The organism is Flagellimonas iocasae (genome assembly GCF_042682725.1).
Taxonomy (GTDB): Bacteria; Bacteroidota; Bacteroidia; order Flavobacteriales; family Flavobacteriaceae; genus Flagellimonas; species Flagellimonas iocasae.
In genome coordinates this window covers 60,793-75,825 of the sequence record NZ_JBHUHU010000006.1, presented here as the reverse complement: position 1 = coordinate 75,825, position 15,033 = coordinate 60,793, and the positions used below count along the sequence as shown (strand labels likewise).

Below are 15,033 nucleotides of genomic sequence, written 5' to 3'. Positions count from 1 at the left end.
AATTGGCCTCGTCGACCAAATCACTCCCTGAAAACGCCCTGCCTTATCAGCTAAGCGGGTGCAAATATAGAGAGGTTTAAATGATACCACAAAACAATTTTGAAAAAAAATTCAAAAAATTTTTAAATAGTTGAAATCCAATAGTTTAAATATCATCCATCCTATTTCTACCCCTAACCCTGAAAGCTCTTTCCGCACATACTAATGATAAACTCCTGATTAGAGACTTCTTACCCAAATGAACCATATATATATTGTAAGCATCAAATCAAGATAGTATCTTTGCGCACCATTCAAAATTAAGGAGTGTAAATGATTGATATCACATTGCCTGACGGCGCGGTAAAGAAAGTTTCTGAGGGAACTACACCAATTGAGATTGCAAAAAGCATCAGTGAAGGATTGGCCCGAAATGTTATTTCGGCAAAATTCAATGACACTACGGTGGAAACCGTAACACCCTTAACCGAAAATGGCACCCTCACTCTATATACATGGAACGATGCCGAGGGCAAGAAGGCTTTTTGGCACTCAACCTCGCACGTGGTGGCCCAGGCGTTGGAAGAATTATATCCTGGCATTAAACTTACCATAGGTCCGGCCATTGAAAACGGCTTCTATTATGATGTGGATTTCGGTGAGCACACCGTATCTGAAAAAGATTTCCCGGAAATTGAGAAAAAAGCGTTGGAAATTGCCCGCGGCAAGCACGACTATAAAATGCGAAGTGTTTCCAAAGCAGATGCGCTTCAATATTATAAAGAGCAACACAACCCATATAAGATAGAGCTTATTGAGAATTTGGCAGATGGTACGATAACTTTCTGCGACCATAGTGCGTTTACCGATTTGTGTCGCGGTGGACACATTCCCAATACCGGCATAATTAAGGCTATTAAAATACTGAGTGTTGCCGGAGCTTATTGGAGGGGTGATGAAAAAAACAAACAGCTGACCCGAGTCTATGGTATCTCATTTCCAAAGCAAAAAGAGCTTACCGATTATCTTGAACTTTTGGAAGAGGCCAAAAAACGCGACCACAGAAAATTGGGTAAAGAATTGGGACTCTTCACCTTTTCGCAAAAGGTAGGTCAAGGTCTTCCGCTGTGGTTGCCCAATGGAGCAGCACTTCGTGAGCGTTTGGAGCAATTTTTAAAGAAGGCACAGAAAAAAGCAGGATATGAAATGGTGGTGACACCCCATATCGGCCAGAAAGAATTGTATGTGACCTCAGGGCACTATGCCAAATATGGGGAAGACAGCTTTCAACCCATACATACTCCAAAAGAGGATGAGGAGTTTTTGTTGAAGCCCATGAACTGCCCTCACCACTGTGAAATTTACAACAGTGCTCCTTTCAGTTATAAGGATCTACCCAAACGATATGCTGAATTTGGCACCGTATATAGATATGAACAAAGTGGAGAACTTCATGGTTTGACAAGGGTTCGAGGTTTTACCCAGGATGACGCCCACATTTTCTGCACTACAGAGCAGTTGAATGATGAGTTTAAAAATGTAATTGACCTTACCTTATATGTATTGAACTCTTTAGGCTTCAATAATTTTACCGCACAAGTATCTGTTCGGGACCTGGAAAATCCAGAGAAATATATAGGTAATACGGATGATTGGGAAAAAGCGGAACAAGCCATTATTGATGCGGCAGAGGAAAAAGGACTCGATTATGTGGTGGAAAGTGGTGAAGCTGCTTTTTATGGCCCCAAGTTGGACTTTATGGTGAAGGATGCCCTCGGGCGAAATTGGCAGTTGGGCACCATTCAGGTGGATTACAACTTGCCAAAACGGTTTGACCTTACCTATAAAGGTAGTGACAATGAAATGCACCGACCTGTAATGATTCACCGCGCACCCTTTGGAAGTATGGAGCGATTTGTGGCGTTATTGCTGGAACATACAGGTGGAAACTTCCCTTTATGGTTGATTCCAACACAGGCTATAATACTGCCCGTCAGTGAGAAACACGAAAAATATGCTGAAAAAGTTTTGAATTCAGTGGAAAATCACGAAATTCGCGCGCTCATTGATAATAGGAATGAAACGGTAGGGAAGAAAATCCGTGAGGCTGAACTTAAAAAAATCCCTTTCATGCTCATCGTTGGAGAGCAGGAAGAAGCATCGGGAACCATTTCAGTAAGACGTCATGGAGGTGAGGATTTGGGCAGTATAACCACAGAAGCTTTTTCCGACTTGGTATCTACTGAAATAAATAGTACCTTAAAGTCGTTCTAAAAAATTAAGTTTAATTAAAAAGTATACGTCATAGCAATACGAAGAAGATTTAAGCCCCAACCAAGGAGGGAAAATAAAAACCCTCACAATATCAATGAAAATATTAAGGCCCCTGAGGTAAGGCTGGTGGGGGACAATGTGGAAATGGGAGTTTATCCAATTTCCAAAGCCAGGGAAAAAGCCAACGAACTGGAACTGGATTTGGTTGAAATTTCACCAAATGCAAGTCCACCCGTTTGCAAAATCATAGATTACAAGAAGTTTCTCTATGAGCAAAAGAAACGGGATAAGGCTCTAAAAGCCAAGGCAACAAAAGTTGTGGTCAAGGAAATTCGATTTGGACCCCAAACGGATGACCACGATTACGATTTTAAAAAACGCCATGCTGAAAAGTTTTTGAAGGATGGTGCCAAACTCAAAGCCTATGTGTTCTTTAAAGGACGTTCCATCGTTTATAAGGACCAAGGTGAAATTTTGCTGCTACGATTGGCGCAAGATTTGGAAGAGCTTGGAAAAGTAGAACAAATGCCAAAATTGGAAGGCAAACGAATGACCATGTTCATTGCCCCCAAAACGAGCAAGAAATAAAAGATACTGAACTTTGTTCAGCATAATAAGCGGAGATAAATACTAGGAAAATGCCTAAGATGAAAACAAAATCCAGTGCCAAAAAGCGTTTTAAGCTCACCGGAACTGGTAAAATCAAAAGAAAGCACGCTTTTAAGAGTCACATCTTGACTAAGAAGTCCAAAAAGCGTAAGCTTAAGTTGACCCATTCCACTTTGGTTCACTCAGCGGATGAGGACAACATCAAAGAACAATTGCGTTTAAAATAATTGTTCTAACGGTACATTATTATTAACCCTGGAGTTAGGCTTTTTAAAAGTGTTAAGTTTTTAGTTTTTAGTTCAAAAAAAATCAATTAGCATTTACAACTTAAAACTTTCCAATTTCTTAACCGCCTGCTACAAAAAAATGAAACATTATGCCAAGATCAGTAAATTCAGTTGCTTCAAGAGCTAGAAGAAAAAAAGTGATGAAGCAAGCCAAAGGTTACTTCGGAAGACGTAAAAACGTTTGGACAGTAGCCAAAAATGCGGTTGAAAAAGCAATGCTTTATGCTTACCGCGACAGAAGAAACAAAAAACGTACATTCCGCGCTCTATGGATTACCCGTATCAATGCCGGTGCCAGATTACACGGAATGTCTTACTCTCAATTTATGGGGAAAGTAAAATCCAATGGAATTGAACTTAACAGAAAAGTTCTTGCGGATTTGGCCATGAACCATCCAGATGCCTTTAAAGCCATCGTTGAGAAAGTAAAGTAAAAATCAATATAAACTTACCCCGCTTATTTGGATCCCGCCTCGTGCGGGATCTTTTATTTTAATTAGGTCCCAAACGGCTTGACACGAATTACCCCAATTGTCACGAATCATTTCTGATGTCATTGTTAGCCAAAAGAAAAGCTCAATCCCGTTAATTTCTTTTTGTTCTGGACTTCACTCGAACTGACAATTTCATTGTCAATTGTAAACTGTTAAATGTTTATTGTCCAAATGCAGTAATCACCAACCTTCTTCCCGAAGCATGGTTCCGGTGCTCACAGAGATATATTCCTTGCCAAATACCAAGATTCAACCTTCCACTGGTAATGGGAATTTGAACCGAAGCTCCCATCAACGAAGCTTTTATATGGGCGGGCATATCATCCGGTCCTTCATAATTATGCACATAATACGGGGCATTTTCAGGAACCATCTTGTTGATATGACTCTCAAAATCGGTACGCACCGTTGGGTCGGCATTCTCGTTGATGGTCAAACTGGCTGATGTATGCTTAATGAACACCTGCAACATTCCCGTATGTATATTCCTGATTTCGGGAAGGGCATTCAAAACTGTATCCGTAATTAAATGAAAGCCTCTTGAATAGGCTCGCAATTGTAGTTCTTTCTGATAGAAATCCATAAATCGAAAAAAATCGTCGCGCTAAATTAATATAAAGTTTACCAAAAGGGATTCTTCCATTCCCCGAATAAGAAATACCTTTGCAGCTTAATTTCTTGAAAATGGATTTATCGCAGATTAAAATGGTGGTTACCGATATGGATGGCACGTTGTTGAACTCCAACCACGAGGTTAGCCCCCGCTTTTTTGAAATTTTTGAAGAACTCAAGAAAAAGGATATCATTTTTGTTGCAGCTAGCGGTCGCCAATACAATAGCATGGTGGATAAGTTGGAAGCAATTAAGAATGATATTATTGTAATTGCCGAAAATGGCGCCTTGATTAAAAAACAGGAAGATGTTCTGTTGACCACACCCATCACACAACAAGAAGTGGGTCGTATTTTGGATGTGGTAAAGCCTCTCAAAGATGTGCATCCCGTTCTTTGTGGACAGTATAACGCTTATGCCAATGATTCTTCCGATGCATTTTTGACGATGCTTCGCGAGTATTATTCGGAGTTTGATATTGTAAAAGACCAAATGTCCGTTGAGACCGAAGTCCTAAAAATCGCTATCTACCATTTTGAAGATTCCGAAAAATTCATCTATCCATCCGTGCAGCATCTGGAAGACAATTTAAAAGTAAAGGTCTCTGGAGCTAATTGGGTTGATGTTTCACACAAAAATGCACATAAGGGCTATGCCCTGCAAAAGGTCATGGACCAATATAAAATTGCAGCCAATGAGGTTATGGTCTTTGGCGACTATAACAACGATTTGGAAATGATGGAACTCTCCAACTACAGTTTTGCCATGGCCAATGCCCACCCCAATGTAAAAAAGGTGGCCAAATACGAAACCGTCAGCAATAACGATTTTGGTGTGGAACGCGTGCTGGAGAAACTCCTCTAATCCCTCATTTATTTAACTAGTTTACAACAAGTTGCTTTGGTAAAATTTGTATCTTCAAACGCAATCCACAAAAAAGCAACACTATGGCTCCCTTAAAAAAAGAGGATATTAAGCAAGAGGTATTTGACCTGTATGATGCCTATGCCCACAACCAATTGAATCGAAGGGAGTTTATGGAAAAACTCTCCGTGTACGCCGTTGGAGGCATAACCATGGCCTCACTGATGAGTTTCATCATGCCCAATTATGTGGACACCTTGCTGGTCCAACCCAACGACCCTCGACTAGATTCCGGATTTATCACCTACAGTTCACCTAAAGGTGGGGGTGAAATTAAAGGGTTATTGTCAAAACCAAAAGATGCTGAGGGCAAATTGGGTGGCATTGTGGTGGTGCATGAAAACCGAGGACTCAACCCTTATATTGAGGACGTAGGCCGAAGAGCAGCTCTCGCCGGTTTTATTTCCTTGGCACCAGATGCGCTGACACCTCTTGGAGGATATCCGGGAAATGATGATGAGGGAAGAACCTTGCAACGTCAACGGGATCGGAACGAAATGCTCGAGGACTTCATTGCCGCCTACGAATATCTCAAAAACCATCCGGACTGTAATGGTAAAGTGGGTGTAGTAGGATTTTGCTTTGGCGGATGGATTTCCAATATGATGGCGGTAAAAGTTCAAGATTTAGCAGCCGCAGTTCCATTTTATGGCAGCCAACCTGCGGATGATGAAGTAGCCCAAATCAATGCACCATTATTGATTCATTATGCGGGATTGGATGAAAGAGTGAATGCCGGATGGGAGGATTATGAAGCCAAACTGAAAGAACTGGATAAGCAATACGAAGCCCATTTTTATCCAGAGGTGAACCATGGGTTCCATAACAACACCACGCCACGTTTTGACCAAGCTGCCGCAGATTTAGCTTGGGAACGCACTGTTGCATTTTTCAAGAAGTATTTAAGTTAGGTCTTCTGTTTTTTCTTTCGGGCAGCTGGGAAAAGCACATTGTTCAAAATCAATCGATAGCCTGGAGAAGTTGGGTGCAGCTCCAACTCGGTTTTGGGGTCCCCTACCCTATGTTGATAATCTTCTGGGTCGTGACCACCATAAAAGGTGAAGAATCCTTTGCCCTTGATACCATGAATGTACCGGGCCTCTCCATTGATTTTATTTTCCCCCAAGACCATGACGGTTGGTTTTACCTCATTTCGAGTGAAGGCCGTGGTCTGCCCCATAAACCCTTTAACCAAAGCCGTGTGATTTTGGGTCAGCATGGTAGGAACCGGGTCCCATTTGGCTGAAAATTCCATCAACGAAAAATAGTCAGATTCCTTGGGTACGTTACCACGCTTATTCGTCATGTCGATGGATGAAAACTCGTATCGAAGTGGATTTCGTTCCAGAATAAAATTGGAGAATGCAAAGGTGTTTCCATAATTCAGTTTTCCCTGATAATTGGCATCCGATGGATCGCCATCGAACATGGGTTCACAGATATCCACATTTTCTGCGGCCAGTGCGATATCAAAACTGTCGGTGGCAGAACACATGGCAAACATAAAGCCTCCGCCCACCACATAATTTCGAATTTTTAAGGCAACTGCCAACTTCTCGTCGGAGACTTTGGCGTAACCCAATTCTTGGGCCAGGGTTTCCGCCTGTTCTTTGGCCTCAATATACCATGGCGCAGCCCGGTACGCGCCATAAAATCGTCCAAATTGCCCGGTAAAGTCTTCATGATGCAAGTGCAGCCAATCATACAACGCCAATTTATCACCTAAAACCTCTTCATCATAAATAGTTGTATACGGAATCTCGGCATAGGTTAGTACCATGGTTACGGCATCATCCCACGGTGGATTGTCTTTGGGAGAATACACCGCTATCTTTGGTGCCTTCTCCAAAACTACGGCATCTTGGTTTTGTGAAGGGCTGCTGATTTCATCCAAAATTTGCTCTGCTTTGGCATCGGAAAGGACTTCAAATGACACCCCGCGAATCTGGCATTCCTTTCGGATAGCTTCTCCATCGGGCAACAAAAAAGAACCACCACGATAGTTCAACAGCCATTGGACTTTTTGTTGCTTGGTGAGTACCCAATAGGTGATTCCGTAAGCTTTAAGATGGTTTTCCTGACTTTCTGCATCCATGGGAATAAGGATAACAGAAGCTGAAGAGGTAAGACAATAGAGCAGAGAAAAAAGAACCAAGAAACTTCTCCACTTATGTATTGTCAACAAGTAGGCTATTTTTTTAGAAAGGTACGTCATTGTCATCTGGGTCATCGTCATCACTGTTCATTGCGCTCCCAAAAGCCTCATCCGCACTGGGAAGATTTGGGGTTGCAAAGGGATTTTCTTCATCCGCATTCATCTTCGATTGGAATTCGAATGGGGAGTCAAAGTCATCCAAGTTATCAAATTTACCCAGAGCGCCAACAAATTTTAACCTAATATTATCCAATCCACCGTTACGGTGCTTGGCCACGATAAACTCAGCCTGACCTTGAGTTGGGGTGCGCTCTTCATCATCCCACTCATCAATTTTGTAGTATTCAGGTCGATAAATAAACGAAACAATATCCGCATCCTGCTCAATGGCCCCAGATTCCCTAAGGTCAGAAAGAATGGGTCGTTTACTGCCTCCTCGTGTCTCCACTGCCCTCGACAACTGGGACAAGGCAATCACGGGAACATTCAATTCCTTGGCCAATGCCTTTAAGTTTCGGGAGATGGTCGAAATTTCTTGTTCACGGTTTCCGCCTTTTTGACTTCCACCAGCGGTCATCAACTGCAAATAGTCGATAATAATTAAGCGAATCTTATGTTGTGACGCCAAACGTCTTGCTTTCGCCCTCAGGTCAAAAATGGAAAGGGAAGGCGTATCATCAATGAACAAAGGTGCCTTTTCCAATGTCTTTACCTTGACATTCAACTGTTCCCATTCGTGTTTTTCGAGTTTTCCAGTACGCAATTTTTCGGAGGACAGCCCCGTTTCGGATGAAATCAAACGTGTAATCAACTGAACGGATGACATCTCCAAAGAGAAAAATGCCACAGGAATATCCGAGTTCACCGCAATATTTCGTGCCATGGAAAGGGTGAGGGCCGTTTTACCCATACCGGGACGCGCCGCCACAATGACCAAATCACTGGGTTGCCAACCGGAGGTAAGCCTGTCCAACTTGTCAAAACCGGACGGGATTCCACTCAACCCTTCCTTGTTTGAAATCTCCTCAATTTTTTTCTTGGCTTGAATCACCAAATTTTGCGCAGTCTCCGCGGAACGCTTCAAGTTACCCTGGGTTACCTCGTATAATTTTGCTTCGGCATTGTCCAAAAGGTCAAAAACATCTGTGGAGTCACTATAGGCATCCTCAATGATTTCATTTGAAATCTTGATCAGGCTTCGTTGAATGTATTTTTGAAGGATAATACGAGCATGAAACTCAATATGGGCCGAAGAGGCCACCTTCTGGGTGAGTTTTATTAAGTAAAAGTCGCCTCCTACAGCTTCTAGCTTTCCATCTTTCTTTAGCTGGGAGGAAACGGTTAATAAATCCACCGGCTCGGAGGATTCAAATAATTTAAAGATGGCTTCATAGATATAGCGATGCCCATCTTTGTAGAAAACATCAGGATGTAGGATATCTATTACTTCATCCACACCTTTTTTGTCAATCATCATGGCACCCAATACAACCTCCTCTAAATCAACTGCTTGAGGCGGTATTTTTCCTTTCTCAAGGCTAATGAGGGTAGATTTTTCCACTCTATGACCGATGATTGGGCTAGGTTTGTCCATGAGCACGAAAGTAGCTAATTAACCTTTAGTTAACTTGAATTTTAAAAGATGTGATTTCCACAGGTATTCAACAATTGAAATGTTGACAACTTTAAATACCTGTTAATAACATAAAAAAAAGTGAGGATAAAACCTAATAAAAAAAGTTAACCTCTGAAAAACAAGAATTATCCGTTAAAAACGCCCATATCGGAGTATTTATCCATACGGGTTTTCACGAGTTCTTTTGGTGATAACTTTTTCAGCTCTTCGTAATGTGATGAAATTTTGTTCTTGACGGTCTCGAACGTTTTTTCTCGATTGGAATGCGCTCCACCAAGGGGTTCCTTAACAATCTCATCCACCAACTTTTGTTTTTTCATGTCGGCTGCGGTCAACTTAAGGGCATCAGCAGCTTGTTCCTTGTACTCCCAGCTTCTCCACAAAATGGATGAACAGGATTCTGGAGAGATGACAGAGTACCATGTATTTTCCAACATCAACACCTTATCTCCTACCCCAATACCCAACGCACCCCCAGATGCACCTTCACCAATGATCACAACAATGATGGGCACTTTAAGACGGGTCATCTCCAAAATATTGCGGGCAATGGCTTCACCTTGACCTCTTTCCTCAGCTTCAATCCCAGGATACGCTCCAGGGGTATCGATAAAACACACGACTGGAATCCCAAATTTTTCTGCGGATTTCATTAAGCGAAGGGCCTTTCGGTATCCTTCAGGATTGGCCATCCCAAAATTTCGGTACTGACGGGTCTTGGTGTTGTAGCCTTTTTGCTGACCGATGAACATATAGCTCTGGTCTCCAATTTTGCCTAAGCCACCGACCATGGCCTTGTCATCTTTTACATTTCTGTCGCCATGAAGCTCTAAAAATGTATCTCCGCAAATGGCTCTGATATAGTCCATGGTATAGGGCCTATTGGGGTGCCTTGATAGTTGCACCCGCTGCCATGCGGTGAGGTTTTTATAGATATCCTTTCGGGTTTCTTCTAGCTTTTTTTCAATTTGGGAACAGGTTTCCGTGACGTCAACATCACTTTCTTCCCCAATTACCATACATTTTTGAAGTTGGTCTTCAAGTTCTTTAATGGGAAGTTCAAATTCTAAATATTCCATTGGAAAATAATTGTTTTCAAGAAATACAATGGGGACAAATATATGACATTATGGATTATTCACAGAAAATGTCCAAGCCATTTAACATCAACTACATAGGTGTTTTTGGATGGGTTATCGTTTGGCCTTCATCAACATGTAAACAGCAAATATCCCAAAAATAAGGTTGGGAATGATTACCGCCAACAGGGGTGAAAACCCAGATTGTTCCGCAAGGGTTCCAAAAACCTTATCAAAAAAGATATACACAAATGCCACTCCAATTCCAAAAGCCAAGTTAAGCCCCATGCCTCCCCTTCTTTTCACGGATGAAACCGCTACAGCTATGACTGTGAGGATAAAAGCGGCAATAGGAAGGGCCCACCTTTTGTATTTTACCAAAATATACGCATTGATGTTGGATGCCCCTTTTCGTTTTTGGTCATCAATAAAATCGTTAAGCTCGAATAAATTTTTGGTCTCCGCCACATAGGACACCGGGGTAAGGTCTTCCAACTTAAAGGTGAACAAGGTATCCAACCTTCTTTGTGTTTCCAAAATCTCAATGTTATTGCGAAGTTTTCGTTTGGAATAATTGGTCAACCGGTAGAGGCTGTCCTTTTCTATCCATCGAATATTACTGGCGGAAATTTTGTAATCCAATTGTCTAATGGAATCAAAATGCTCATAGGTGAAATTGTAGCCAATCTTTCTATTAGGGTCAAAGCTGCTCACGTAGAGATAATCCGTCTCATTCAATTGATTGAAAATATTGTCGGTGACCCGGTCCTGCTTCCCCCGTTTAAAATATTTGTATTCAAACTCATTGAAACCGATACTGGCATGGGGCACAATGAACATCCCCATCATAAAAATAAGAATGGCCACCATGGTTGCACCTATTAAATAAGGACGTAGAAATCGACCATAGGAAACTCCCGAGCTTAAAATGGCCACAATCTCGGTGTTACTTGCCAGCTTGGAGGTGAAAAATATAATGGACAGAAATAAGAAAACCGGAAGCAACAGATTCCCAATGACCAAGGTGAAATTGCCGTAAAACACAATTACTTCGGACAGTGGGGCCTCGTTGTCTATGATTTTCCCAATCTTTTCAGCCAAATTGGCCATGATCCCAATGGGCACAAATAGCATGAGCATCCCCATAAAGGTGACCAAGTAGCGTTTTAAGATGTACCTGTCAAGTATGGTCAGCATTACAATCGTTTATCCATTTGTTGAACCATTTGGGTCTTCCATTGCACGAAATCTCCCGCTAAAATACGTTCTCTAGCCGTTCGTACCAACCAAAGATAAAAACCAAGGTTGTGGATGGTGGCAATTTGTTTCCCAAGATATTCGTTGGCCGCAAACAAATGCCTCAGGTAGGCCTTGGAATATTCGGTATCCACAAAAGTGATTCCCATCTCATCAATAGGAGAGAAATCATTCTCCCATTTTTTGTTCTTTATATTGATGGTTCCATGTGCTGTGAACAGCATTCCATTTCGGGCGTTTCGGGTGGGCATAACGCAATCGAACATATCCACGCCCAACGCAATATTCTCCAATATATTAATAGGTGTACCAACACCCATCAAGTAGCGCGGCTTATCCTCCGGTAAAATATCGCAGACGAGTTCGGCCATTTCATACATTTCTTCGGCAGGCTCTCCTACGGAGAGACCTCCAATCGCATTCCCTTCTGCCCCCACGGAAGCAATATACTCCGCGGACTGTTTCCGTAAGTCTTTATAGGTGGAACCTTGAACAATCGGAAAAAAACTTTGTGAATACCCGTATTTGAACGGAAGCTTCTCCAAATGCGAAATACATCTATCCAACCACCTGTGAGTCAAATGCATGGAACGCTTCGCGTAGTTATAGTCGCAGGGATAAGGAGTACATTCATCAAAGGCCATAATAATATCCGCCCCAATGGTTCGCTGGATTTCCATAACATTTTCCGGAGTGAACACATGGTGGGACCCATCAATATGTGATTTAAACTTAACCCCTTCCTCTTTAATTTTCCGGTTATTGGATAGCGAATACACCTGATACCCCCCACTATCGGTCAAAATATTGCGCTCCCAGTTCATAAACTTGTGAAGACCACCGGCTTCTTCCAAAATTGGGGTTTTGGGACGCAGGTATAAATGGTAGGTATTCCCTAAAATGATATCAGGGTTAATTTCATCCTTCAATTCGCGCTGATGCACCCCTTTTACAGAGGCCACAGTGCCCACCGGCATAAAAATAGGCGTTTGGATGGTGCCATGGTCAGTAGTGATTTCCCCTGCCCTAGCCTTGCTCTGATTATCCTTTTGTAGTAAGCTAAACTTCAATACTCGAATTTAAAACCGCAAATATAGCCAACTCATCTCCGCTTTCCCTTAACAAAAAAATAAAGTTTATGAGGGGAAACTTTTTGTGAAATAATACATTTCTACTTGTTTAGCCGACCTAATGCCTGTATTTTTGATACCTTAAAATTAAATACTAATGTCAAACACGAAAGAATTACAGGACCTGGTCGTTCAGGTAAGAAGGGACATTTTAAGAATGGTCCACAAAGTGAATTCAGGACACCCCGGAGGCTCTCTGGGATGCACCGAGTTTTTTGTTGCCCTATACAATGAAATCATGGATCTTAAGGAAGGATTTGATATGGACGGAATTGGAGAAGATCTCTTCTTCTTGTCCAACGGTCATATCTCCCCCGTATTTTATAGTGTTTTGGCACGAAGAGGATATTTCCCTGTTGAGGAACTCAACACCTTTAGATTGATTGACTCCCGTTTGCAAGGTCACCCAACCACCCATGAAGGTTTGCCTGGGGTGCGTGTTGCGTCTGGTTCTTTGGGACAAGGAATGTCGGTTGCGATTGGTGCCGCTCTAGCTAAAAAGTTGAATGGCGATGACCATTTGGTATTCAGTCTTCATGGCGATGGTGAGCTTCAAGAAGGTCAGAACTGGGAAGCCATCATGTACGCCGCCGGAAACAAGGTGGACAATTTAATCTCCACTGTGGACAGAAACGGTCAACAAATTGATGGTGCTACCGAAGATGTACTTCCATTAGGCGATGTCAGTGAAAAATTCAGGGCTTTCGGATGGGATGTCTTGGAAATCGAAGATGGAAACGATTTGGACCAAGTCATTGCCGGTCTTAATGAAGCCAAAAGCCGAACTGGTAAAGGAAAACCTGTCTGCATTGTTATGACCACTATGATGGGTAACGGTGTTGATTTTATGATGCACACCCACGCATGGCACGGAAAAGCGCCCAACGATGAGCAATTGGCCAATGCATTGGCTCAAAATCCAGAGACCTTAGGTGATTATTAATTCTAGAAGCAAAACAAAATGACAAAATATACTGATCAAGGAAAAAATGATACCCGAAGCGGTTACGGTGCCGGAATGACAGAATTGGGAAGAACCAATCCAAATGTGGTGGCCCTTTGTGCCGACTTGGTAGGTTCCTTAAAAATTGAAACGTTTATTGAAGAGAATCCGGAGCGATTTTTCCAAACGGGAATCGCAGAGGCCAATATGATGGGTATGGCTGCTGGTTTGACCATCGGAGGCAAAATTCCTTTTGCCTCTACCTTTGCCAACTTTGCCACAGGAAGGGTGTACGACCAAATTCGCCAGTCCATCGCGTATTCGGATAAAAATGTAAAAATCTGTGCTTCGCACGCTGGTCTTACCTTAGGGGAAGATGGTGCAACCCACCAGATTTTGGAAGATATCGGTTTGATGAAAATGCTTCCGGGCATGACCGTCATCAATCCATGTGACTACAACCAGACCAAGGCCGCTACCATTGCGATAGCTGAGCATCATGGTCCTGTTTATTTGCGTTTTGGTCGCCCTAAAGTGGCCAACTTCACTCCTGTTGACCAAAAGTTTGAGATTGGAAAAGCCTTAATGCTAAGCGAAGGAACGGACGTAACCATCCTTGCTACTGGACATTTGGTATGGCAAGCTCTATTGGCAGCTGAAAGTTTAGAAAATCAAGGTATTTCTGCGGAAGTCATTAACATCCACACCATTAAACCTTTGGATGACAAGGCTATTTTGGATTCTGTGAAAAAGACAGGATGTGTGGTTACCGCGGAAGAACACAACTATTTGGGAGGTCTTGGTGAAAGCGTAGCAAGAGTATTGGCAACACATAACCCTGCGCCCCAAGAATTTGTGGCAACCCAAGATACTTTCGGGGAAAGTGGAACTCCAGAACAGTTGATGGAGAAATACGGATTGAACAATAAAGCCATAGAAGAGGCCGTTTTAAAAGTGTTGAAGCGAAAATAATTTTCGGTATCACTTTTGTGATATTCTTCATCAACCTTTTAAAATGAACACCTATGAAAAAAACACTTCTAGTTGCTGTGTTGGCCCTAATGGGGTCTGCAGCTATGGCCCAGAGCGGCTCAGGCTTTGGTATTAAGGCCGGGCTATCCTACAACAAAAATGGCGATTTAATAAGTTCCGTAGGCGAAGGCGGACAGGACATTGTTGAGGGCGCTGAGGGCAAAACAGGATACCATGTGGGATTCTGGGGCAAATTGGATTTTCCCAAAATTTATCTAAGACCTGAACTGGTTTATTCCAAAACCAAAAGTTCTTATGATGTACCCAATGAAGGTTCGCAAGACTATGATATTTCCAAATTGGACCTTCCGGTTCTTTTAGGGTATAAATTGATTGGACCACTGCATATTTTTGCAGGACCTGCTTTTCAATATACCCTTAAAAACGATTTAGGTGATTTGGAAGTAGAGGACGTTCAAAACGACTTTACGGTCGGACTAAACGCTGGTGTTGGTGTAAATCTAGGCAGATTAGGATTGGATGTTCGGTATGAACGAGGATTCTCTGAAAACGAAGCTGACATTATTGATATTCCTGATGGTCGCGTAGATTCGAGACCTTCACAGATTATTTTTGCAGCATCGTTGAAATTGTAAGATCAAAATACTGATTGCATAAAAAA

General features: G+C 42.3%; 15 protein-coding genes. 9 read left to right on the top strand and 6 right to left on the bottom strand.

All coding sequences use genetic code 11. The features are described from left to right. Positions 1-312 precede the first annotated feature (312 nt). The 4 genes from thrS (at position 313) to rplT (ending at position 3,583) form a co-directional block, all read left to right on the top strand. Positions 313-2,253, top strand: a complete 1,941-nt coding sequence (gene thrS / locus ACFSJE_RS18605) for a threonine--tRNA ligase (RefSeq protein ID WP_379832411.1) — start codon at positions 313-315, stop codon at positions 2,251-2,253. A gap of 36 nt (positions 2,254-2,289) precedes the next feature. Further along, positions 2,290-2,841, top strand: coding sequence for a translation initiation factor IF-3 (infC, locus tag ACFSJE_RS18600; RefSeq protein ID WP_379832417.1), 552 nt, complete (start codon positions 2,290-2,292; stop codon positions 2,839-2,841). A 50-nt stretch (positions 2,842-2,891) separates the two neighbouring features. Continuing rightward, entirely contained in the window at positions 2,892-3,089 is a 198-nt protein-coding gene (gene rpmI / locus ACFSJE_RS18595) for a 50S ribosomal protein L35 (RefSeq protein ID WP_379832409.1), read from the top strand. Positions 3,090-3,238: 149 nt separating this feature from the next. Next, positions 3,239-3,583, top strand: a complete 345-nt coding sequence (gene rplT, locus ACFSJE_RS18590) for a 50S ribosomal protein L20 (protein WP_379832407.1) — start codon at positions 3,239-3,241, stop codon at positions 3,581-3,583. Positions 3,584-3,803: 220 nt separating this feature from the next. Here the strand turns inward: rplT and ACFSJE_RS18585 are convergent, their stop codons facing one another. Further along, positions 3,804-4,226, bottom strand: coding sequence for a secondary thiamine-phosphate synthase enzyme YjbQ (locus ACFSJE_RS18585; protein WP_379832405.1), 423 nt, complete (start codon positions 4,224-4,226; stop codon positions 3,804-3,806). Positions 4,227-4,327: 101 nt separating this feature from the next. Here ACFSJE_RS18585 and ACFSJE_RS18580 point away from each other — a divergent pair, with 101 nt between their 5' ends. Together ACFSJE_RS18580 and ACFSJE_RS18575 are read left to right on the top strand one after the other, a co-directional pair. Then, positions 4,328-5,119, top strand: coding sequence for an HAD family hydrolase (locus ACFSJE_RS18580; protein ID WP_379832403.1), 792 nt, complete (start codon positions 4,328-4,330; stop codon positions 5,117-5,119). 83 nt (positions 5,120-5,202) lie between these two features. After that, complete coding sequence (locus ACFSJE_RS18575; RefSeq protein ID WP_379832401.1) at positions 5,203-6,090, top strand: dienelactone hydrolase family protein; 888 nt, start codon at positions 5,203-5,205, stop codon at positions 6,088-6,090. Here ACFSJE_RS18575 and ACFSJE_RS18570 read toward each other — a convergent pair. The 5 genes from ACFSJE_RS18570 to tgt all read right to left on the bottom strand — a co-directional run bounded on the left by ACFSJE_RS18570 (position 6,087) and on the right by tgt (position 12,376). Continuing rightward, positions 6,087-7,394, bottom strand: a complete 1,308-nt coding sequence (locus tag ACFSJE_RS18570) for an asparagine synthetase B (protein ID WP_379832415.1) — start codon at positions 7,392-7,394, stop codon at positions 6,087-6,089. The genes ACFSJE_RS18575 and ACFSJE_RS18570 overlap by 4 nt on opposite strands. Beyond that, positions 7,378-8,928 (bottom strand): replicative DNA helicase, encoded by a 1,551-nt coding sequence (gene dnaB / locus ACFSJE_RS18565; protein ID WP_379832399.1) that lies wholly within the window; start codon positions 8,926-8,928, stop codon positions 7,378-7,380. The genes ACFSJE_RS18570 and dnaB overlap by 17 nt, the downstream gene beginning before the upstream one ends. A gap of 167 nt (positions 8,929-9,095) precedes the next feature. Further along, a complete protein-coding gene (locus ACFSJE_RS18560) occupies positions 9,096-10,049 on the bottom strand; it encodes an acetyl-CoA carboxylase carboxyltransferase subunit alpha (protein ID WP_379832397.1) in 954 nt (317 codons plus the stop codon). A gap of 114 nt (positions 10,050-10,163) precedes the next feature. Then, positions 10,164-11,246: an LptF/LptG family permease gene (locus ACFSJE_RS18555; protein WP_379832395.1), complete on the bottom strand. Its 1,083-nt coding sequence runs from the start codon at positions 11,244-11,246 to the stop codon at positions 10,164-10,166. Further along, the gene (gene tgt, locus ACFSJE_RS18550) at positions 11,246-12,376 is read right to left on the bottom strand and encodes a tRNA guanosine(34) transglycosylase Tgt (protein WP_379832393.1); all 1,131 of its coding nucleotides are present in this window, start codon (positions 12,374-12,376) and stop codon (positions 11,246-11,248) included. The genes ACFSJE_RS18555 and tgt overlap by 1 nt, the downstream gene beginning before the upstream one ends. A 157-nt stretch (positions 12,377-12,533) precedes the next feature. On the opposite strand from tgt, the gene ACFSJE_RS18545 reads away from it, so the two are divergent. The 3 genes from ACFSJE_RS18545 to ACFSJE_RS18535 are packed head-to-tail and all read left to right on the top strand — an operon-like array spanning position 12,534 to position 15,007. After that, a complete protein-coding gene (locus tag ACFSJE_RS18545; protein WP_379832391.1) occupies positions 12,534-13,379 on the top strand; it encodes a transketolase in 846 nt (281 codons plus the stop codon). A gap of 18 nt (positions 13,380-13,397) precedes the next feature. After that, on the top strand, positions 13,398-14,351 hold the full coding sequence (locus tag ACFSJE_RS18540) for a transketolase family protein (protein WP_379832389.1): 954 nt from the start codon (positions 13,398-13,400) through the stop codon (positions 14,349-14,351). Between the two features lie 53 nt (positions 14,352-14,404). Beyond that, the gene (locus ACFSJE_RS18535) at positions 14,405-15,007 is read left to right on the top strand and encodes an outer membrane beta-barrel protein (protein ID WP_379832387.1); all 603 of its coding nucleotides are present in this window, start codon (positions 14,405-14,407) and stop codon (positions 15,005-15,007) included. The last annotated feature ends 26 nt before the right edge of the window (positions 15,008-15,033 follow it).